At 66.7% G+C, this 21,233-nt stretch carries 21 protein-coding genes; 18 read left to right on the top strand and 3 right to left on the bottom strand.

What is annotated here, in order from left to right; translation table 11 throughout:
* Nucleotides 1–207: 207 nt before the first annotated feature.
* The 13 genes from YM304_RS19395 (at nt 208) to YM304_RS19330 (ending at nt 14,751) form a co-directional block, all read left to right on the top strand.
* Entirely contained in the window at nt 208–1,161 is a 954-nt protein-coding gene (locus YM304_RS19395) for a heme o synthase (RefSeq protein ID WP_083908616.1), read from the top strand.
* Nucleotides 1,162–1,548: 387 nt separating this feature from the next.
* Entirely contained in the window at nt 1,549–3,222 is a 1,674-nt protein-coding gene (locus YM304_RS19385) for a cbb3-type cytochrome c oxidase subunit I (RefSeq protein ID WP_015443432.1), read from the top strand.
* On the top strand, nt 3,222–3,800 hold the full coding sequence (locus tag YM304_RS19380) for a cytochrome c oxidase subunit 3 (RefSeq protein WP_015443431.1): 579 nt from the start codon (nt 3,222–3,224) through the stop codon (nt 3,798–3,800). The genes YM304_RS19385 and YM304_RS19380 overlap by 1 nt, the downstream gene beginning before the upstream one ends.
* A gap of 13 nt (nt 3,801–3,813) precedes the next feature.
* Nucleotides 3,814–5,040 carry a cytochrome c oxidase subunit 4 gene (locus YM304_RS19375; protein WP_015443430.1) on the top strand — a complete coding sequence of 409 codons (1,227 nt, stop codon included), beginning with the start codon at nt 3,814–3,816 and terminating at the stop codon, nt 5,038–5,040.
* A 74-nt stretch (nt 5,041–5,114) separates the two neighbouring features.
* Nucleotides 5,115–6,320, top strand: coding sequence for a cytochrome c oxidase subunit II (gene coxB, locus YM304_RS19370; protein ID WP_162142120.1), 1,206 nt, complete (start codon nt 5,115–5,117; stop codon nt 6,318–6,320).
* A gap of 50 nt (nt 6,321–6,370) precedes the next feature.
* Nucleotides 6,371–8,368, top strand: a complete 1,998-nt coding sequence (gene ctaD, locus YM304_RS19365; protein WP_154723561.1) for a cytochrome c oxidase subunit I — start codon at nt 6,371–6,373, stop codon at nt 8,366–8,368.
* Nucleotides 8,361–9,056: a cytochrome c oxidase subunit 3 gene (locus YM304_RS19360; protein WP_154723560.1), complete on the top strand. Its 696-nt coding sequence runs from the start codon at nt 8,361–8,363 to the stop codon at nt 9,054–9,056. The genes ctaD and YM304_RS19360 overlap by 8 nt, the downstream gene beginning before the upstream one ends.
* A gap of 17 nt (nt 9,057–9,073) precedes the next feature.
* Nucleotides 9,074–9,403 (top strand): cytochrome C oxidase subunit IV family protein, encoded by a 330-nt coding sequence (locus tag YM304_RS23195; RefSeq protein WP_015443426.1) that lies wholly within the window; start codon nt 9,074–9,076, stop codon nt 9,401–9,403.
* A 161-nt stretch (nt 9,404–9,564) separates the two neighbouring features.
* On the top strand, nt 9,565–10,500 hold the full coding sequence (locus YM304_RS19350; RefSeq protein WP_015443425.1) for a cytochrome c oxidase assembly protein: 936 nt from the start codon (nt 9,565–9,567) through the stop codon (nt 10,498–10,500).
* 56 nt (nt 10,501–10,556) lie between these two features.
* Entirely contained in the window at nt 10,557–11,858 is a 1,302-nt protein-coding gene (gene serS / locus YM304_RS19345; RefSeq protein ID WP_015443424.1) for a serine--tRNA ligase, read from the top strand.
* A gap of 375 nt (nt 11,859–12,233) precedes the next feature.
* Nucleotides 12,234–12,875: a pyridoxamine 5'-phosphate oxidase gene (gene pdxH, locus YM304_RS19340; protein ID WP_015443423.1), complete on the top strand. Its 642-nt coding sequence runs from the start codon at nt 12,234–12,236 to the stop codon at nt 12,873–12,875.
* A 110-nt stretch (nt 12,876–12,985) separates the two neighbouring features.
* Nucleotides 12,986–13,675, top strand: coding sequence for a response regulator transcription factor (locus YM304_RS19335; RefSeq protein WP_015443422.1), 690 nt, complete (start codon nt 12,986–12,988; stop codon nt 13,673–13,675).
* Nucleotides 13,672–14,751, top strand: a complete 1,080-nt coding sequence (locus YM304_RS19330; RefSeq protein ID WP_015443421.1) for a HAMP domain-containing sensor histidine kinase — start codon at nt 13,672–13,674, stop codon at nt 14,749–14,751. The genes YM304_RS19335 and YM304_RS19330 overlap by 4 nt, the downstream gene beginning before the upstream one ends.
* 44 nt (nt 14,752–14,795) lie before the next feature.
* Here YM304_RS19330 and YM304_RS19325 read toward each other — a convergent pair whose 3' ends face one another.
* Entirely contained in the window at nt 14,796–15,398 is a 603-nt protein-coding gene (locus YM304_RS19325; protein ID WP_154723559.1) for a poly-gamma-glutamate hydrolase family protein, read from the bottom strand.
* An 82-nt stretch (nt 15,399–15,480) separates the two neighbouring features.
* Between YM304_RS19325 and orn the strand changes: the two genes are divergently transcribed.
* The 3 genes from orn to YM304_RS19310 all read left to right on the top strand — a co-directional run bounded on the left by orn (nt 15,481) and on the right by YM304_RS19310 (nt 18,118).
* The gene (gene orn / locus YM304_RS19320; protein WP_015443419.1) at nt 15,481–16,071 is read left to right on the top strand and encodes an oligoribonuclease; all 591 of its coding nucleotides are present in this window, start codon (nt 15,481–15,483) and stop codon (nt 16,069–16,071) included.
* A 16-nt stretch (nt 16,072–16,087) separates the two neighbouring features.
* Nucleotides 16,088–16,999, top strand: coding sequence for a hypothetical protein (locus tag YM304_RS19315; protein WP_154723558.1), 912 nt, complete (start codon nt 16,088–16,090; stop codon nt 16,997–16,999).
* 141 nt (nt 17,000–17,140) lie between these two features.
* Entirely contained in the window at nt 17,141–18,118 is a 978-nt protein-coding gene (locus YM304_RS19310; protein ID WP_015443417.1) for an NAD(P)H-quinone oxidoreductase, read from the top strand.
* A 74-nt stretch (nt 18,119–18,192) separates the two neighbouring features.
* Here YM304_RS19310 and YM304_RS19305 read toward each other — a convergent pair whose 3' ends face one another.
* Together YM304_RS19305 and YM304_RS19300 are read right to left on the bottom strand one after the other, a co-directional pair.
* Nucleotides 18,193–19,047 carry a copper resistance CopC family protein gene (locus tag YM304_RS19305; RefSeq protein ID WP_041298451.1) on the bottom strand — a complete coding sequence of 285 codons (855 nt, stop codon included), beginning with the start codon at nt 19,045–19,047 and terminating at the stop codon, nt 18,193–18,195.
* A gap of 66 nt (nt 19,048–19,113) precedes the next feature.
* Nucleotides 19,114–20,223, bottom strand: coding sequence for a glycosyltransferase (locus YM304_RS19300; protein ID WP_015443415.1), 1,110 nt, complete (start codon nt 20,221–20,223; stop codon nt 19,114–19,116).
* Nucleotides 20,224–20,346: 123 nt separating this feature from the next.
* Here YM304_RS19300 and YM304_RS19295 point away from each other — a divergent pair, with 123 nt between their 5' ends.
* The gene (locus tag YM304_RS19295) at nt 20,347–20,628 is read left to right on the top strand and encodes a hypothetical protein (protein ID WP_154723557.1); all 282 of its coding nucleotides are present in this window, start codon (nt 20,347–20,349) and stop codon (nt 20,626–20,628) included.
* A gap of 71 nt (nt 20,629–20,699) precedes the next feature.
* Nucleotides 20,700–21,113 carry a WhiB family transcriptional regulator gene (locus YM304_RS24920; RefSeq protein WP_015443413.1) on the top strand — a complete coding sequence of 138 codons (414 nt, stop codon included), beginning with the start codon at nt 20,700–20,702 and terminating at the stop codon, nt 21,111–21,113.
* Nucleotides 21,114–21,233 lie beyond the last annotated feature (120 nt).

Here is a 21,233-nt window from a genome sequence, read left to right as displayed (position 1 = left end):
CGATTTCAGTTTTGCCCCTCCGATCCGTCATCCGTGACGGATGTGCGGGGCAAAACGTGTGGTGGTGTGCGCGTGTTCGGTTCTGTTGCGGGACGACGTCATTCGTGACGGATCGGAGGGGCAGAACGGGGGCGTGGGGGTGACGTTTGTAGGAAGTCGGTGCTGGGCGTACGACTGGCCGTCAACCTCCCGTACGATGGGGCGGTCATGTCTGTCGGCTCTCGCCCTCTCGTCCCGTCGCGTCTCGCACCGGGCGGCGTTGCGGCCCACGCGCCGCGGCGGACTCCGACCACGGTGTTCGGTGCCTACATCGCGCTGACGAAGCCGCGGATCATCGAGCTCCTGCTCATCACCACGATTCCGACGATGGTGTTGGCGCAGCAGGGTTGGCCGCCCGCTCGGCTCGTGATCATCACGCTGATCGGCGGCACGCTCGCTGCCGGCGGAGCGAACGCGGTCAACATGTACGTCGACCGAGACATCGACGCGCTGATGGAGCGCACTCAGGGGCGCCCGCTCGTCACCGGCATCATCGAGCCGCGCAACGCGCTGATCTTCGCCGTCGCGCTCCAGATCGCCGCCTTCGCCGTGCTGTGGGCCGGAGCGAACCTGCTCTCGGCAGTGCTGGCGTTCTCGGCCGCAGCCTTCTACGTCGGGATCTACACGCTCTGGCTCAAGCGCACCAGCAAGCAGAACATCGTCATCGGTGGCGCGGCCGGTGCCGTGCCGGTGCTGGTCGGATGGGCCGCCGTGCAGGATTCGCTCGGGTGGGAGCCCGTGGTGTTGTTCGTCGCCATGTTCCTCTGGACGCCGCCGCACTTCTGGGCGCTCGCCGTCAAGTACGCCGACGACTACAACGCCGCCGACGTGCCGATGTTGCCGGCCGTGGCGCCGATGGCCGACGTGGTGAAGCAGATGGTGGTGTACACGGTGCTGCTCGTCGTGAGCACGCTCGTGCTCTGGCCGGTCGCGAGCCTCGGGCTCATCTACGGGATCGCGGCGCTCGTGCTCGGCGCCGTGTTCATCTGGGGCTCCGTCGCGCTCGGCAAGAACCCGACGGCGGCAGCCAGCATGCGCCTGTTCGGGTACAGCATCACGTACGTGACCTTGCTGTTCGGTGCCATGACGATCGACGTCTTCGTCGAGCACGGCATCTCCTGACCCCGCATTCGCGTGGCGTCCGAAACCGGGTCGCCTTCGGCCTGACGCCTCGTTCGCGTCACGTCGGGAACCGAGTCGACGACTCGCCGCCGATCGATCTTCCGCGAGCGCCCGGACCGCTGGTTGCGGCACGCGCGGTGACGATGCGCCATGCACTGTCGTCGTGTCGCTGCCGGGGCGATGCGGTGTCGATGCCGAGACGGTCCCGTTCCCGAGACGATGGCTTGCGCGATAGTTCAGTGGCGCGTGGCACGAAATCCACGATCATTTCGGCTGAACCCTGGTTGTGCAAGTAGTCTCGGGCCGTTGCGCCGCGGCCCTGCCGTGAGCATTTTCAGACCAGCGTTATCCATTGCAATCACTCAGCCAAGTGAGTTCCAACGCCACATGACCACCATTGATTCCAGCCCCGACACCGCAGCGTCGTCGTCCACGATCGGGCGGCTCCTCGCTGCCGACGTCGATTGGTTGACCTCCACAGACCACAAGAAGATCGGTCGCTTGTTCATCGGCGGTGGCCTCTTGGGCCTGCTGGCGACGATCGCGGTCAACCTCCTCATCGCGATCGAGCGTGTCGACGGCGACAACGCGGCGCTCGACGTCGATGCCTGGTCGCAGCTGCTCAGCAGCCAACGCGTCGGCCTCGTCTTCGGTGCGGCCCTGCCGCTCGCCGCCGGTCTCGCCATCGCGGTCATGCCGCTGCAGCTCGGAGCGCGAGCCATCGCGTTCCCGCGGCTCGTCGCGTCCGGCTTCTACATGTGGTTCGGCGGCCTGGTGCTCTCGATCGTGGCGCTCGCCGGCAACGGCGGCTTCAGCGGCGGCGACGCCGACATGGTCGACCTGTTCCTCGCAGCACACGGCCTCATGGCGATCGGCTTCGCAGCCGTCGGTGGCTCGCTCGTCACCAGCGTCCTCACCACGCGTGCGCCGGGCATGACCATGCGTCGCGTCCCGTTCTTCTCGTGGTCGACGATGGTCTTCGGCCTCTCGCTCGTCCTCGTCATGCCGGTGCTGTTCGGCACCATCATCTACCTCTTCGTCGATCACCGCAGCGGTGCTCGTGAAGCCTTCGACGGCAACTTCGGCATCACCACCTGGGCCGGCTGGATGTTCACGCAGCCGACCACGTTCCTCGTCGCCATCCCGGCGCTCGGTGTGTTCGCCGAGCTGCTGCCCGCCACGTTCAAGAAGCGCACGCCGCTGCGTGGCATCGTGTTCGCCGGGCTCTCGCTCGTCGGTGTGTCGGCGCTCGCCGGTGTCACCCAGCAGCTCGCCTTCGACGTTCCGTGGCGCGGCTCGCAGCTGTACCTCGGCGGTCGCGAAGACGTCAAGGAGAAGCTGTACGACGTCCTTCCGTGGGCGATGTTCCACGGTCTGCCGATCCTCGGCGCCGGCATCCTCGTCCTCATGGCGCTGTTCCTCGCCAAGCCGTCGAAGGACGAGAACGGCGACACCATCCGCCCGAACATCGGCGCCGGCTTCGTCTTCGCCTTCTTCGGCTACGGGATGATCCTCGTCGGCATGCACGGCTCGGCGCTCGAGCCGCTCACCGACCTCGATCTGGCCGGCACGGTGTTCAACGAAGCGTCGCTCGTCTACGTCGTCTACGGCACCGCCCTCGGCGTCATGGGTGGCCTCGTCCACTGGGCACCGAAGCTCTGGGGCCGCACGCTCGACATGAAGCTGGTCGCCCCGCTCGCACTGCTCGGCGTCGCCGGCACGGTGCTCGCGAGCCTCCCGCACTACATCGCCGGTTTCCTCGACCAGCCGAGCGGCCTCGGCTACTCCGACAGCGATCTGCAGATCTGGAACATCCTCGTGCTCGTCGGCCACGCGCTCGTCGCTCTCTCGGTGTTGGCCTTCGCCGGCCTCCTCGCCAAGACGGTGCTCGGCGCTGACGACACCGACGAGGGTCCGGGCGACGATCCGTTCGACGGACACACGATCGAGTGGGCGACCACGTCGCCGGCCCCGACCAACAACTTCGCCGACGTTCCGATGATCACCTCGGCCGAGCCGCTGCTCGACAAGAAGCAGGCCAACGCAAAGGAGAGCGTGTGATGGAAGCGCTGACCGCCGGTCCCGCACCGGCCCCTCGCAATCAGATGATCGTCGGCGCCACGCTGGCGTCGATGGCGACCTTGATGCTCACCGGCGGCATGCTCGGCGTCTGGGCGCTCCAGCGTCGTCAGGCCATCGACACCGACGGTGCGTGGCTGCCCAGCAGCGTCACCATCCCCGAGGTGCCCGCCAACGTGATGCTCATCGCCTTCATCGCGGTGTGCAGCTTCGCCCAGTGGGCGGTGTGGGCAGCGAAGCGCAACGACCGGGCCAACACGGTGTTCGCTCTCGGCGCCACGGCGTTCGTCGCCGTGCTGATCGTCAACGCTCAGGCCTACATCTACAGCCAGATCGAACTCAGCGTCACCGACGGTGCCTACGGCTCGATGTTCTTCGCCGTCACCGGCACCTTCATGGCGATGATGATCGCCGGCATCGCCTTCTCCCTGGTCGCTGCATTCCGCCTCATCGGCGGTCGCATCGGCGACCGCGAAATCCTGACCGCCCACGCCATCTTCTGGTACGCCCTGGCCGCCGTGTTCTCGGCGATCTGGTTCGTCGTCTACGTCGTTAAGTGAGCTTGACCAACCAATGATCACCACCGGTTCAAAATTCCTCATCGGGTCCGCAGCGTTCGCGACCATCGCCGCCGTCGTGTACGGCGTGATGCAAGACGGTGTCATGGGCACCATCGGGCTCGTGTCGGCCGCGGTCGTCCTGATCGCCCTCGCCACGCTCAACGTGCTCGTCCGTGACTCCAACGTCTTCATCGACGACGAAGCACCGGCCGAGACCTCCGCCGCGGCGCAGGGCGCACCGAGTGCGAGCGCTTGGCCGCTCGGCTTCGCGTTCGCCGCCGTCGTGATCGTCGTCGGGCTCGTCAGCTACCAGTCGATCGTCGTCATCGGCCTCGCCCTGCTGCTCGTCATGGGCGCCGAATGGGCGATCCAAGCGTGGTCCGATCGGGCATCGTCCGACCCGGCGCACAACTCGGCGGTTCGCAGTCGCTTCTCGAACCCGCTCGAGTACCCCGTCGGCGGTGCGGTCGCCATCGGCGTCGTCGTCTACGCCTTCAGCCGCGTCATGCTCTGGCTGTCGAAGACCAACACGATCGTGGCGTTCGCCGTGCTCGCCGCCATCGTCCTCGCCGTCGGATGTGCGTTTGCCTTCCGTCCCACGATCAAGTCGGGTGCCATCGGCGGCACCATGGCGATCGGCGCGGTCGCTGTCGTCGTCGCCGGTTCGGCCGCCGGACTCGACGGCGAGCGTCAGATCCCCGAATTCGAGACCACCGCCATCTGGATGGAAGAGGCACTCGCTCACCCCGACGAGTACGCCCACGGCGCCGAAGAAGGCGAACACCCGGCCGAACTCATCTGCGAGAGCCCCGAGGAGTTCCCCGAAGCAGACGAAGACGCCAGCCAGACGGTGGCGTCGAAGTCGGGTGCCTACCAGGTCATCCTGCAGGCCGACGGCACGCTGGCATTCGACGTGCCCGGCCCGATCGAAGTCGGCGCGACCGGCATGGCGATCCCGCGGTCGAACCCGACCAACATCATCTTCCGCAACGAGAGCAGCGAGCACCGTCGCCTGTCGCTCGACCTCGGCACCGAGGAGAACGAAGACGGCGAACTGCAGCCGCACCTGATCTGCACCACGCTCATCGAAGAGGGCGCCGCACAGCTCATCACCGTCACGGTCGGCGCTCCGAGCATCTCGGCCACCGAGCCCAACGCGAACGGGCCTGCTGACGAAGACGGCTTCTGGTTCTTCGTGCCGGGCGTCGACACCGCCAAGCTCGAACTGATCGTGTCATGAGCTGTGACGACCGGCGGGAGAATCACTTGGGAACGAGAATGCGCGAAACGGAGACTGGAACTAGCGTGAACAACGTGGCTCAATCGACTCGTAGGTTCCGCTCGGCGCGGATCGGTGCGGTGGCAGCCCTCGGGCTCCTGGTCGCCGGTTGTGCGAAGAACGCACCGCAAGACACGTTCGCACCCGAAGGGCCCAACGCCCAGAAGATCGACGATCTCCAGCGTCCGGTGTTCTACATCGCCGGCATCGTCCTCGTCATCGTGCTGTCGGTCGTCGCGTTCGTCACCTGGCGCTTCCGCGATCGTGGTCAGCCGGTTCCCGAGCAGACGCACGGCAACCCGAAGCTCGAGATCGCGCTCACCATCCTCCCGGCGCTCATCCTCGCCGGCGTCGCCATCCCGTCGGTCGCGACGCTGATGGACCTCAACGAGACCGCCGACACCGAGTGCATCGTCAACGTCACCGGCCAGCAGTGGTGGTGGGAGATGGACTACCCGGTCCAAGACGGTTGCGGTGGCATCGAGTCGCCGATCATCACCTCCGGACAGATGGTCATCCCGACCGGCACGAAGGTGCTCATCCGTGGCACCAGCCGTGACGTCATCCACTCCTTCTGGATCCCGAAGCTCAACGGCAAGCGTGACATGGTCCCGGGCCGTGTGCACACGTTGCGCATGGAAGCCGACGAGCCCGGCATCTACGCCGGTCAGTGCGCCGAGTTCTGCGGTCTGTCGCACGCCAACATGCGGATGGAAGTCGTGGCGCTCGACGCCGACGACTTCGAAGCGTGGAAGGCCAACCAGCTCGAAGACTACGAGTCGCCCACCAGCGAGCAGGCGCTGGCAGGCGAGCAGGCGTTCATCACGAACTGCGCACGCTGCCACCAGATCGACGGCCTCACCGACTCCAACGGTGATCCGGTCATCGCCCGTCCCGACCTGCAGGTCTACTCGGGTGCGGCCCCGAACCTCACCAACCTCATGACCCGCAACACGTTCGCCGGCGCCACGTGGGACCTCCTCACGCCGAGCCAGCGTGAAGTGGTGTGGGAAGCAGATCCCGACGAGTTCGGCGATCTCTACCTCGCCGGCGTCACCGACGAGTTCTTCAACGAGGTCGACATGCGCGAGTGGTTGCGCAACGCCCCGGTGAAGAAGCCGATGTACACCGACGCCGAGTCGCTCGAAGAGACCGACGGTCTCGTCCGCGGCATGCCGTACCTCGCCCTCAGCGAGGATCAGATCGACGACCTGCTCGCCTACCTGCTCGAGCGGAAATGACGACAATGACTCACTCCTCGACCACGATGGTGAAAGGCAGCCGCTGAATCATGGCAATCATCGAACGACCCGTGGGCGACGCACTCGCCTTCCAAGACGCGCCGGTCACGGCGACGTCTTCCTACGGTTACTTCCGCCGCCCGGTCGAGACGACCGGTTGGCGCTCGTGGGCCTTCACGGTCGACCACAAGAAGATCGGCATCATGTACGGCGCGGTCGCCATGGTGTTCTTCATCGTGGGTGGCATCGAGGCGAGCCTGATCCGTCTGCAGTTGGCGCAGCCCGACGGCACGATCCTCTCGGCCGACAAGTACAACCAGATGTTCACGATGCACGCCACCACCATGGTGTTCTTGTTCGTGATGCCGATGGCGGCAGCGTTCGCCAACTACTTCATTCCGCTGCAGATCGGCGCCCGTGACGTCGCCTTCCCCCGTCTCAACGCACTCAGCCTCTGGCTGTTCGTCGCGGGTGGTCTGTTCCTGAACACCTCGTGGATCCTCGGCGGTGGCGCCGACGGTGGCTGGTTCATGTACGCCCCGAACTCCGACGTGCCGTTCTCGCCGAGCAACGGCGTCGACTTCTGGGCACTGGGTCTGCAGATCACGGGTATCGCCTCGCTCGTCGGTGCGATCAACCTGATCACGACGGTGCTCAACATGCGGGCCCCGGGCATGTCGCTCATGCGCATGCCGGTCTTCACCTGGATGGCGATGGTCACGCAGTTCCTCCTGCTCTTCGCCATGCCGGTCATCACCGTCGCACTGTTCCTGCTGATGTTCCAGCGCAGCTACGACGCCACGTTCTTCTCGGTCGCCGAAGGCGCCGACCCGCTCCTGTGGCAGCACCTCTTCTGGATCTTCGGACACCCCGAGGTGTACATCATCGTGCTCCCGGCCTTCGGCATCGTGTCGGAAGTGCTCCCCGTGTTCTCGAAGAAGCCGCTCTTCGGCTACCCGTTCGTCGTCTTCTCGGGTGCCGCCATCGGCTTCGTCGGCTGGGGCGTGTGGGCTCACCACATGTTCGCCTCCGGCCTCGGCCCCGTGTCGGTCGCCGTCTTCTCGGTGGCCACGATGGCCATCGCGGTGCCCACCGGCGTCAAGATCGTCAACTGGACGCTCACGATGTGGGGCGGCAAGCTCCGCTTCACCACGGCGATGCTCTTCGCCATGGGCCTCATCGTCGAGTTCACCATCGGCGGTCTCTCGGGCGTCACCCACGCCGTCGCACCGTCCGACACGCAGCAGACCGACACCTACTACATCGTTGCTCACTTCCACTACGTGATCTTCGGTGGCGGTGTGCTCGGCCTCTTCGCCGGCTTCTACTACTGGTGGCCGAAGATCTTCGGTCGTGCCCTCAACGAGAACTGGGGCAAGTGGAACTTCTGGATGATGATCGTCGGCATGAACCTGGCGTTCGGACCGATGCACATCATCGGCCTCCAGGGCCAGCCGCGTCGTATGTACGTCTGGACCGAGAACCGTGCCGGTGAAGGCTTCTTCAACCTGGGCTTCTGGAACCTGGTCTCCACGATCGGTACCTTCATCCTCGCCGTCGGCGTGCTGCTGTTCCTGATCAACGTCTGGGTGAGCCGCAAGAACCCGCCCGCTCCGCTCGACCCGTGGGATGCGCGCACGCTCGAATGGCTCACGGCCAGCCCGCCGAAGGATCACAACTTCGACCGCATCCCGACCGTGCACTCGATCGACGAGGTCTTCCACCGCAAGTACGAAGACGTCGGCGAGAACGGCGAACACGACTACGTCCAGCGGGCCACCCTCGAGGACCTCCTCGCCGAAGAAGAACGTCTCGGCGAGAAGCACATCCACCTGCCCGCTCCGTCGTACTGGCCGCTCGTGCTCGCGTTCGCGCTGCCGATCATGGCCTACGGCGTCATCTACACCACCTGGCTGATCCTTGCCGGCGCGGCCATCGCCGTCGCTGCGATGTTCGGTTGGGCGCTCGAGCCGGCCGACGCCGAGCCCAGCGACTTCGATCCGCCCGTCGACGGTGACGAAACGAGTAAGGAACTGGCCAATGTCTGATGTCGTGAAAGAGACCGTCAAAGACGCCATCGAGATCGTCAAGGATCACGACAAGGACGTCCACGAGCACGACGTGCATGCCGGCGACCACAACGGTGGCCACGACGGCGAGCACGGAGCGCATCACACGTCGATGGGCCTGTCCAACACCAAGTTGGCGATGTGGCTGTTCCTCGGCTCCGAGTGTCTCCTGTTCGGTGGCCTCATCTCGACGTACATGCTGTATCGCAACCGTCAGGGCACCGGCCCCGGCCCCGATCAGCTCTGGGACATCCCCTTCACGTCGGCCTCGTCGTTCGTGCTGCTCATGTCGTCGCTCACGATGGTGCTGGCCGTGTCGGCCGCCAACCGCAAAGACGACCGCAACACCAAGCTGTGGCTCACGGTCACCGCGACCCTCGGCGGGCTCTTCGTCGCCGGTCAGATCTACGAGTTCACCACGTTCTACCGAGAGGGTCTCGGCTACACCGAGAGCCTGTTCGGTTCGAGCTTCTACACGCTCACCGGCTTCCACGGCGTGCACGTGTCGATCGGCATCGTGATGCTGCTCGCCACGATGGGCATGCTGGCGACGGGCAAGATCTCGGGCGACAAGGCCGAGACCATCGAGATGGTCGGTCTGTATTGGCACTTCGTCGACGTCGTGTGGATCATCATCTTCACGCTCGTCTACCTGATCCCGGCTTGATCTGAGGAGCACGGCACATGACCACTGTTGAAGCAACCGACGACCACGTCGCCCACGACGACGAGCACGCGCACGATCATCCGACCGACGCGCGCTACGCCATCATCGCCCTCATTCTCGCTGCCATCACGGCGCTGGAAGTGGCCGCGAGCTACATCGACCTCGGGCCGATCTTCCTGCCGGCGCTGCTCGGCATGATGGCGGTCAAGTTCCTGATCGTCGTGCGGATGTTCATGCACCTGAAGTTCGACAACCGTGTCTTCAGCTGGATGTTCTACGCCGGCCTGTTGCTGGCGCTGTTCGTCTACCTGGCGGCGCTCATGACCTTCCGCTTCTTCGAGAGCTGAGCCCGAGGCGGCGCCGCCGCGATCCATCGATCTGACGCACGACCTGGTTGTTTCCATCCCGGATGGAAACAACCAGGTCGTGTCGTTTCTGGGCGCTGCGCCGGGCGGGTGTCACGCCGCCTCGGGGCGACACGAACGGTCCGCTCTCGTAAGCTGATCCCGTGCTCGCTCAAGAGATCGTGAACTCGGCCCCGTGGAGGTACCAGTTCCACCTCGAGGTCTGGGTGCTCGTGGCGTTTCTCACGGGCGCATACATCTACATGGTCAAGGTCATCGGCCCGAAGGCGGTCGCCGCCGGCCAGCCCGCCGTCACCAAGAAGAACAAGATGGCGTTCGGTGGCGCCATGTTCATGCTCTGGATCGCCTCCGACTGGCCGATGCACGACATCTCGGAGGAGTACCTCTACTCCGCCCACATGTTGCAGCACATGATCCTGAGCTACTTCATGCCGCCGCTCGTGCTGTTGGCCACACCCACGTGGCTGGCCCGCGTGCTCATCGGTGACGGCAGGCTCTACCGCGCCGTCCGATTCCTCGCGATGCCCGTCATCGCCGGTGTGCTGTTCAACCTGATCGTCATGGTCACGCACATCCCGGGCATGGTCACGGCCTCGGTCGAGTCGGGCCCGCTGCACTACTCGCTCCACTTCGCCGTCGTGATGCTGTCGCTGCTGATGTGGGCGCCGGTGTGCGGCCCGCTGCCCGAACTGCGCATCGGCCCACTCGGCAAGTGCATCTACCTCTTCCTCCAGTCGGTCGTGCCCACCGTGCCCGCAGCGTGGCTCACCTTCGCCGAAGGCGCCGTGTACAAGAGCTACGACATCCCGATCCGCGTGTTCGGCTGGAGCGTCGAGATCGACCAGCAACTCGCCGGCGCCATCATGAAGACCGCCGGTGGCGTGTTCCTCTGGACCATCGTCATCTACATCTTCTTCAAGCGGTTCGCCGCCGGATACGCCGGCGAGCACAACTACCGCCGCGGCACCGGCGCGATTCCCGACGACGAGATCGTCACGACCGGCATCGACGACGAGCCGCTCACCACGGCCGACGTCGAGCAGGCATTCGCCGGCAGTCGCCCGCCCGCCGAGCACTGACGTCGCATCGAAACGCGGCAGAACGGCTGCCCGCGTCGCAGATAGCGTGAGGCGCCGTGATCGATCAACGCCTGCTTCGAACCGACCTCGATGGAGTGCGCACCGCGCTCGCGCGTCGCTCGTCGCCCAAGTTGATCGACGACGTCGAGCACGCCGCTCGCCTCGACGAGCGCCTCCTCGACATCCAACGCGAGCGTGACGACATCCGAGCCCGTGTGAACGCCGTGTCGAAAGACGTCGGCATGCTCCGACGTGACGGCAAGATCGACGAGGCCGAAGCACTCCAAGCGCAGAGCCGCGAGCTCGGCGCCTCCGAGAAGACGCTCGCCTCCGAGCACGACGAGGTGTCGGCCGCGCTCGACGAACTGCTGCTCGGCATCCCCAACCTGCCCCACCCCGACGCACCCGACGGTGCGAGCGACGCCGACAACCCGGTAGTCATCGGTCCGATCAACCTCCGCGACGACTACCCGGCGCACCAGCGCGTGCCGCACTGGGAGACCGCCGACGCGCTCGGCATCCTCGACAACGAGCGGGCCACCAAGATCTCCGGCGCCATGTTCACGATGCAGCGCGGTGCCGGAGCGACCCTCGCTCGGGCGCTGTGCCAATACGGACTCGACCTCAACGCCGACGTCCACGAAGAGGTGCGGGCACCATCGTTGGTGAGCACCGCGACTCTCACCGCCACCGGCCAGCTCCCCAAATTCGCCGACGACGCCTACGCGATCGAGCGCGACGACCTGTGGGCGAGCCCCACCGCCGAAGCTCCGCTCACCTCGATCTACGCCCACGAGACGCTCGACGACACCGAGCTTCCCATTCGACTCATGGCGCACAGCGCGTCGTACCGTCGCGAGGCGGGTTCGGCCGGACGCGACACCCGCGGCATGCTCCGCAGCCACGAGTTCGACAAGGTCGAGATGATGGCGTACGCCACCGCCGACCAGGCCCCCGACCTGCTCGACGACATGGTCGCCCGCGCCGAACGCGCCATGGCCGAACTCGAACTGCCCTACCGGGTGATCGAGATCTGCACCGGCGACATGGGCCAGAGCCATCACCGCACCTACGACGTCGAGGTCTACGCGCCGGGCGCCGACGCCTGGCTCGAGGTGTCGTCGGTCAGCTGGCTCGGCGACTACCAGGCTCGCCGCGCCGGCATCCGCGTGAAGCGCCACGATGCCGACGGCAAGCCGATCAAGGGCACCGAGTACGCGCACACCCTCAACGGGTCGGCCCTCGCCGTGCCGCGCGTGTGGGCCGCGATCATCGAGAACTACCGGAACGACGACGGCAGCGTCACCGTGCCCGAGGTGTTGCACCCCTACATGCGCAACATCACCCTCATCAGCTGAGGCTTGCCAGATCTCCCGATCTCTGCGTCAGCCCTCAGCGCTCGTTGGCCGAAGCCAACTCGGCCTCATGCTTCCTTGACCTCGGAAGATCTTGCGGCGCCTCAGCGAGCTGAGAACGTCGCCGCCGGTTTCCTTGCGAGAAGGAAAACCGTGATCCCGGCTCAGCTTTGCTGGTTCGGATGATCTTGCGGCGCCTCAGCGAGCTGAGACTTTGCCGCCGGTTTCCTTGCGAGAAGAAACCGTGATCCCGGCGCAGCTTTGCTGGTTCGGAAGAACTTGCGGCGCCTCAGGGGGCTGCGGGCGGTTCGCGTCGCCGCCGGCTGCGTCGGTTGAACCGGGGTGACGGGAGACGGTCGACAGTGCCAGACTCGCCGTGTGAGTGACTCGATCCGCGACCGCAGAGTGCAGTACGAAGCCGAGGGGCTCGACGTCACCGACGTCGGCGGCGACCCGATGCAGCAGTGGATCCGTTGGCACGCCGAGGCGTTCGACGCCGGTGTGGCCGAACCCAACGCGATGACGCTCGGGACCCTCGGCCTCGACGGTGTTCCCGACGGCCGAATCGTCCTGGTTCGAGGTGCCGACGAGCGGGGCTTCGCGTTCTACACCAACTACGAGAGCGCCAAGAGCCGGCAACTCGACGCACACCCGTCGGCGTCAGCCGTGTTCGGCTGGCTCGATCTGCATCGTCAGGTACGGGTGCGCGGCACCGTCGAGCGAGTCGGCGAGCACGAGAGCGACGAGTACTTCGCGTCGAGGCCGAGAGGCAGCCAACTCGGCGCCTGGGCATCGCCTCAGAGCGAGGTCATCGCCAACCGTTCGGCACTCGAAGAACGGGTGATCGTCGCCGACGAACGGTGGGCCGACCTCGACGTCGAACGTCCGCCGTTCTGGGGAGGATGGCGACTCGTCCCGACGGAGTTCGAGTTCTGGCAAGGGCAACCCAGCCGACTCCACGACCGGATCCGGTACCGACGCCACGACGGCCACTGGACCATCGAACGACTCGCACCCTGACTGCGACGCAGTGAATCGCCGGCCGAGCATCGGGGGCGCGATCAAACCAATGTCGAAACAGGGTGACGGAATGGTTGAACGGCCACCCGCGACCCGCAAGGCTGTCTCACATGACGGGAACAAAGGTCTTGGTCGTTGACGACGAACCCACGGTGCGCGAGGTCGTCGTCGGGTACCTGCGCCGCGACGGGCACGACGTCGCCGAGGCCGCCGACGGCCACACCGCCCTCGAACTGCTCGAGGCAGAACCCCCCGACCTCGTGGTGCTCGACATGATGCTTCCCGGAGTCAACGGACTCGACATCCTCCGCCGCGTCCGATCGACGAGCGACATCCCCGTCATCATGCTCACCGCTCGCGCCGAGGAGTCCGATCGAGTCGCCGGACTCGAACTGGGTGCCGACGACTACGTCGTCAAACCGTTCTCACCACGCGAACTCGCTGCTCGGGTCAACGGCGTGCTGCGTCGCTCCTCGGCGCGCGACACCAACGCACCACAGTCGTTGGAGTTCGACGGGCTGTTCGTCGATCCGCTCAGCCGGGAGGTCAAACTCCACGGCGAGATCGTCGACATGACCCCCAAGGAGTTCGACGTCCTCGCGTTCCTCGCCAGCTCGCCGCGGCAGGTCTTCTCGCGCGCCCAACTGCTCGAGCAGGTCTGGCAGTCATCGCCCGAGTGGCAGGACCCCGCCACCGTCACCGTGCACGTCCGGCGCATCCGCAACAAGATCGAAGCCGACCCCGAGAAGCCACGCTGGATCACCACGGTGTGGGGAGTCGGCTACCGGTTCGAACCGTGACCGGCGTCGACGCACATCCCGTCGCGACGCCCACCCTCGACCTCTCCGACATCCGGCACAAAGCCCACGGCATGAACCGTCTCGGTCGCCGGTTCCTCGGTGCGACCCTGGCCGTGCTCGGGGTGGCGATCATGATGATCGCCATCGCCGCGCAGACGATGTTCATCAACAAGCACGACCTGCGGCTGTTGATGTGGGTACTGATTCCCGCCGTGATGGGCGCCGCGGTGGTGGCGATGCTCCTCGCCCGACCCGTCGCCCGTGACGCCAAACGGATCTGCGACGCCGCCATGCGCGTCGCCGACGGCGACCTGTCGGCTCGGACCGGCGTACAGCGAAACGACGAACTCGGTGAAGCCGCCGAGATGTTCGACGTCATGGTCGATCGACTCGACTCGATCGAGTACGAGCGGTCGCTGATGCTCTCGTCGATCTCGCACGACCTTCGCACGCCCCTCGCGGCGTTGCGAGCAGCGGTCGAAGCGATTCGTGACGGGGTCGCACCCGACCCCGACATGTACCTGTCGGGGATGGAGCGTCAGGTGCGCGCGCTCACGTCGTTGGTCGACGACCTGCAACTCCACAGCCGCCTCGTCAGCGGCACGCTGGATCTCGACACGACGCGGCTCGACTTGAACGAACTCGTCGACGAAGCGATGGAGACGTTGCGCCCGCTGGCGGTGCAACGAGGCGTGACCCTGCTCCTCGAAGCGGAGTCACGAGTGATGGCCGACGCCGACGGATCCCAGTTCGGCCGCGTCATCCGCAACCTGCTCGAAAACGCCATCCGCCACGCTCCCGACGAATCGACCGTGGTCGTCCAGGTCACCGAATCGGCCGGCCACGCGCTGATGCGGGTGATCGACGAGGGCAGCGGCTTCCCCGAAGCGTTCCGAGCCCACGCCTTCGAGCCGTTCGCACGAGCCGACGAAGCCCGCGACATCCGCACCGGAACCGCCGGCCTCGGCCTGTCGATCGCCAAGGGCATCGTCACGGCGCACCACGGCACGATCTCGCTCGGCGACGGACCCGGCGGCATCGTCGAGATCCGCATCCCGAGCCGTCGCACCAGCTGACTCGCCGACCTGGTTATCTCCATCCCGGATGGAAGTCACCAGGTTCAGGGGCGCCAGGTGGTCGCCGCCTCGGCGAGCGCGTTGATGAGCCACTCGGTGTGCGGTGTGAGATCGGGGCTCTCCCAGTCCCACCACATCGGGCTCGACCCACGCACGCGAGGCGGCAGCTCGATCTGCACACCCTGCTGCGTCGGCAGGTTGACAGGGTTGGCGTCGTGGAGCCCCCGCAGCTTCTTCGGGATCGAGTCGAGGTCGGTGCGAACGTCGTAACTCGGCAGGTGCGATCGAAGCCGATCACCGACGTGTTCGGCGAACGGGCGGTTCTGTCCGCCGAGCAGCAACGAGCTGAACAGGCCCCGCCGACCGAACCCGTGGATCGTGATGACGATGTCGACGTGGTCGAGAAACGTGGCGAGCGCGGGGGATTCGGCGGGACGAACTCGGGTGGAGGCGAGGTGCTGGCGCATCCCGTCCGGTTGCACGACGGCATACAACGACGCGTCGGAACGCTCGGCTGCTCGCTCGGCGATCACGTCGGTCAGCCACTCGAGGTTGCCCCCGTGGTACGCCATGAAGCCGATCGACCCGCGCAGCTCGCAGACCTCGCGCACCCCGGGGGCGGCGAGGATCTCGGCGAACTCCGACATCGGCACATCTTGCCGCGTCTCGACGCGAACCGAACAACGGTGCTGCCCGTCCGCGCAGAGACCGGCCTACGATGCACGGCGCATGCTCGTGTGGATGGACCTCGAAATGACCGGACTCGATCACACGTCGGATGTGATCGTCGAGATCGCCACGTTGATCACCGACGACGATCTCAACATCGTGGCCGAAGGGCCCGACCTGGTCGTGCAGGCTCCCGAAGCCGCGATGGCTGCGATGGACCCGTTCGTGGTCGACATGCACACCCGCTCCGGTCTGCTCACGCAGATCAAGGAGTCGGAGATCACGCTCGAAGAAGCGGGAGCGGCGACGCTCGCGTTCATCAAGGAGCACGTTCCCGAACCGCGCAGCGTGCCGCTGTGCGGCAACTCGATCGGAACCGACCGCCGGTTCCTCGCTGCGTATCTCCCCGAGATCGAGGAGTACCTGCACTACCGGTCGATCGACGTGTCGAGCGTGAAAGAACTCGTGAAGCGTTGGTACCCGACCGTCGCCGATTCGCGTCCGCACGGCCACGGTTCACATCGTGCGCTCGACGACATCCGCGAATCCGTGCGCGAGCTGGTCTACTACCGCGAGCACGTCTTCGTCCCCGCCGACGCCGATCAAGCCGCCTCGTCCGCCGAAACCGCATCGTCCGACGAACCTGCCTGACCGTGTGATGGCGAGCGTGTTGCAGCGACACTCGGTCGCCCGCAGAGCCGCTCGCTTCGCGCTCGCAATCGGCGCCACTGCAATCGCTGCGGGTTGCGGCGGGAGCGAGCAGCCGATCTTCGTCGACGATGTCGTCGAGCCGGCCACGACCACCACCACGATCCTCGTCGTCCCGGCCACCACCGCGGCGCCGCCGGTCGTCGAACCGGTCGAGATCGCCAGAGCGTGGAGCCCGGAGAACGCCACCGCCGAGATCATCGGCACCGGCGCCGCGTCGACCGACGCCGTCACCGTCGACGACGTCCTGGTGACGCCCGAATCGTTCACGGTCGACGCCGATGGCGTGTTCACGGTGCGCGTGACGATCGCCGACGAAGGAGCGCACACCGTGTGCGTACGAGACGTCTGCTCGCGGGTGTACACGCTCGCCCCCGACGCCGAGACGTCGGCCGAGGTCGAGGCCAAGATCGCCGAGGCTCGGCCGCTCGCCGCAGCGATCTTCGACGGCGAGGCGCTGTTTCCCGAGTGGTCGATCGAGGTCGCAGGCCCGTTCAGCGGCACCGGCGGCAGCACCGACGTCGACTCGAAGACCATCACCGTCTACGCCAACCGTGGCCGGACGGTCGACGAGTACGTCGTGACGATTCTCCACGAGTGGGGACACGTGGTCGACGCCGAGCGCATGACCGCCGACGAACGTGTCGCCTATCTCGAGGCTCGCGGCGTCGATCCCGCCACGCCGTGGCGTTCCCCCGGCACGCACCGCCTCGACACGTGGGGCGACCAGCCGAGCGAAGACTTCGCCGAAGTGCTCGTCGCCCTCTGGACCGCCGACACCGAGACGCCGCACATTCCGCGAACTCTGGTCGACGCCGGAGCCCCCGATCAGGCGCTGTTCGATCAGGTGACCGCGCTCGTCACCGACTGACGACACGGCTGCGCAGGTAATTCCCGGTTCGCGCCGACGCGCGATGGATACGTTGCGGGGTGTTGGGGTTCGGGTGCGTATGAGGTTCCGGACCCGAACCCCAGCGCCCACCACACGCCTTCGCCGCAGTAGGTTCGAGCCATGCGAGCTGTGGTACTGCACGAACACGGAGGACCCGAGGTCCTCACGATCGAGAACGTCGACGAACCGACTCCCGGTCCCGACCAGATCCTGGTCGACGTCGCCTACACGGCGCTGAACCGCGCCGACACGCTGCAGCGCATGGGCGGCTACGCCGATCCGCGCAACCCGGCGGTCGAGATCCCCGGACTCGAGTACGCGGGCACCGTCGCCGCGATCGGCGCCGACGTCACCGAGTGGAAGATCGGCGACCGGGTGATGGGCATCGAGTCCGGCGGCTGTTACGCCGAGAAGGTCGTGACGCACGCCCGTCAGGCATTGCCGATCCCGTCCAACATCGACACGGCCGATGCCGCGGCCATCCCGGAAGTGTTCCTCACCGCCTGGGACGCACTCGTCGTCCAGGGCGGACTCACGAGCGGTCGGTGGGCACTGGTCCACGCCGGTGCCTCGGGCGTCGGCACGGCGGGCATCCAGATCGCCAAGGCGATCGGCGCGCGGATCGCCGTCACCTGCTCGGCGGGCAAGGCCGACGCGTGTCGCGAACTCGGCGCCGACCTCGTCCTCGAACGCAGCCCGGCCGACTGGCTCGGCGCACTCAAGGCCGAGGTTCCGCAGGGGGTCGACGTGATCCTCGACGTGGTGGGTGGTGACGAAGCCGACCGCAACTTCCGCGCCGTGGCGATGGACGGCAGCATCATCCAGGTGGGGCTCATGGGCGGCGGCTCAGCGCCGGTCAACATGGGGTTGCTGCTGATGAAGCGCATCACCTGGACCGGAACCACCCTGCGCGCCCGGCCGCTCGAGCGCAAGCTGTCGCTGTGCCAGCGCTTCATCAGTGAGATCATCCCGCTCGTCGAATCCGGGGCGCTCGTTCCGGTGATCGACTCGCGCTACGCCCTCGACGACATCGCCGACGCGCATCGCCACATGGAGGCCAACCGCAACGTCGGCAAGATCCTGGTGAGCGTCGCCTGACCGTGGTCTGAGCGTCGGGCGGGTCGCTCGCTGCGCCGCGAGGAGCGTCGCCGGCGCTCCACCGAGACGTGGGGTCAGGCAGGGGTGAGTTCGTCGTCGTCGGCGTGCGTGTCGTCGTCGTCGATTTCGTCGTCGGCGGTGTTCGCACGGCGCAGTGAGAACCAGGCCCCGGCGCCCAGGATCAGCGCAGCGGCGAGGGCGAAGGGAAGCACCGGGAACCCCGAATCGCTCGACGACGGATCGCCGTAGGTGAACGACGTGGCGCCGCGCACTTCGCCACCGCTGGCCGTGGCCGTGCCGGTGTAGCGGATGAAGTACGTCCCCTCGTCTTCGAGCAGGTCGAAGTCGAGGCGTGCCCCGCTCGGCCCGGTCTTGGTGGTCGTGCCACCCAACTCGTCGAAGTTCTCGCCGTCACCGCGGTCGTACACCAGGTCGAGTTGGATGTCGTCGTCGATGTCGAAGTCGAACTCGAGTTCGGCGAACGTGATCGGCTCGTCGATGCGTTCACGAGAACGCGGCGACGAGAAGCGGACGTCGTCGTTGCCTTCGTCGATCGCCGTCGGGGCACCCCACGTGAACGAGATGGCACCGACCATCACGTGGCCGTCGGACGGCACGGGCGCGAGGTAACGGAGAAAATACGTGCCCTCGACGGTGAGTTCGGGGAAGTCGACTCGGGCGGTCGTGTCGCCCGTCTTGGTCGTTTCGCCGCCGACGTCGACCGTCGAACCGTCACCGGGGTCGTAGGTGAGGAACAGCTCGACGCTGTCGCCGATGACCTCACCGAAGTCGATCTCGGCGCTCGAGATCGGTGCGTCGATCACCGATCGGTCGGCCGGCACCGAGCTCGCGATGTCGTCGTGCGCGGCAGCGGGCGCAGCGAGCGCGAGCGACGACGCAGCGGCGGTGACGGCGGCGATCACGAGCATCCGCCATCGTCGAAACACCGTCGGGCGGTCGGTTCGCGCGGAGCGGGAGGCCATACCCCCATTCAATCAGTCGGTTCGTGCGCTGACCCGTCGACCCTTCCAGCCGACATCGCGACGAAACACGACCATCACGGCACTCCGTACGAAGATCGCCACGAACACCACCACGAGGAGCGGATAGAACAGCGCCGCGACCGGATGTGTGGTTCCGGCGCGACGTCCGAGCACCCAGACCTGGGCGGCGCTCAGCGGGTACACGAGCGGCGCGGCGATCCAGCCGCCGGCCAACGACCAGACCCAGGCGGCGGTTGCGAGGCCGATCCACCACGGTGTGAACCGCGCGCCCGTGGCGATGCTGCGGCTCCAGCCGCTGACGAGCTCGCGGAACCCGGCCGGATACATGCGAAACGTCGTGCCCTCCGGTCGGCCCACGAAGAGGCGTGAACGCCCGACCGCTCGTGCGAGCCCGATGTCTTCGGTGTGCATGGCGCGCACCGTCGGGTCGGCGTGTCCGCCGGCGGATTCGTACGCCGCTCTGCTCACGGCGATCACCGGCCCGAACGCCACGGTCGCCGCCGCTCGAGAACCCAACGGGGTGAACGCTCCGCTCCCCATCAATGCCGTGACGTTGCACAGCAGACTCGGCTGCTCGCCGACGGTGTGCATCCGATGCCACGGCTGCATCGACACGAGCGAGTCGGGCTCCTCGTCGACGGCGGCGGCGAGGTCGTCGAGCAACGTCGCGGACGGTTGTACGTCGGCGTCGAGGAACACGAGCGTGTCGGCCGTTGCGTGACGAGCCCCGGCCGAGCAGGCGTTCGGCTTGCCCAACCAGCCGTCGGGAAGCGGCGGAGCGCTGATCACGTCGACGTCGAACGCTCGGGCCACGCGGGCCGTCCCGTCGTCGGAGTCGTCGTCGACCACGATGATCTCGTCGCCCGCACGTCGCTGCGCGACCAACGGCCGGAGCAGGTGGGGGAGGGCGTGCGCTTCATTGCGGGCGGGGATGACGACCGCCACCGGGGTCCGGCTGGTGGTCGGCGGGCGGTGCGGCAGCGGACGAGCGTGCCAGAGCAGCAGCCAGCCGAGCGCCCACCCGATGGCGAAGATCACCAGCTCGGCCGGGTCGTGGCCGACCCCGGCGATGTCGAACCCGATCACCGCTCGAGTCGCCATGTCGCAGTCTGCATCATCTCACTCTGGTCGCCCGGGGAATTTTCTTCAAGAAAGTGCAAGACCCGACCTGGTGCCCGCTCTTGCACGGTGAGCGACAACGCGAACCACGACCAGGAGCATCCCATGCACACCGCACCACAGCCGATCATCCCGACGACCATTGCACCGGCGGACACCATCCGTCACGCCCCGCCGTCGACGACGGGTCTGCGACCCGTGCGGCTGTTCGCAGCACTCGGACTCCTCGCCGTTCCCGCGGCCGGCGTCGCCGCCACCACGGCGATCGACCCGATGGCGGCCGACACGCAACTGCTGCTCGCCGGAGGGTTCATCGCCTTCGGCTTCGGATCGATCGTGGCGCTGATGACCACGCACCGCCCGAGGGGACGCCTTCGCGCCCACTGAACGGCCGCCGCCGCATCGTCCGCCTGCCCCGCTCACCCGACCACCCGGAACCCACACAGAAAGACCAGACCATGGACCTCACCATCGCCCTCACCGACACCCGCATGACGACCAGTGCGACCGGCCGTTCCGCTGCCGTGCTCGACGCTCCCGACACGCTCGACGAGACACCGTTCGAGATGTCGGATCTCGACACGAGCTACCCCCGCTGCTCCGACGGCAATGGGACCCTGTCGCACCTCTTCTTCTCCGACGACGACTACGAACTCGCTCGCGCCAAGTCGATCTGCTCGGCGTGCGGGCTCAAGGACGACTGCTTGAACGACGCGATCGAACGCTCCGAGCCCTACGGCGTGTGGGGCGGCAAGCTCGTCCTCGACGGCGTGCCGGTGGAGTTCAAGCGCAAGCGCGGCCGCCCGCGCAAGAACCCGTTGCCCGTGCTGGTGGTCGACGAAGTCCCCGCACCGCCGCACCGAGTCGCGTGAACCATCCCCCCGGACATGCCCCGCATGCTGGGCCGATACAACTTTTTCGCCGAGAACGCGAAACTCTCTTGACCTGCGCGCACTGAACGTGTTTGCCTGGTCTCCGTGCGCCGACTGGCG

This window comes from Ilumatobacter coccineus YM16-304, from assembly GCF_000348785.1.
Classification (GTDB): domain Bacteria; phylum Actinomycetota; class Acidimicrobiia; order Acidimicrobiales; family Ilumatobacteraceae; genus Ilumatobacter_A; species Ilumatobacter_A coccineus.
This window is presented reverse-complemented; position numbering and strand designations above follow the sequence as displayed.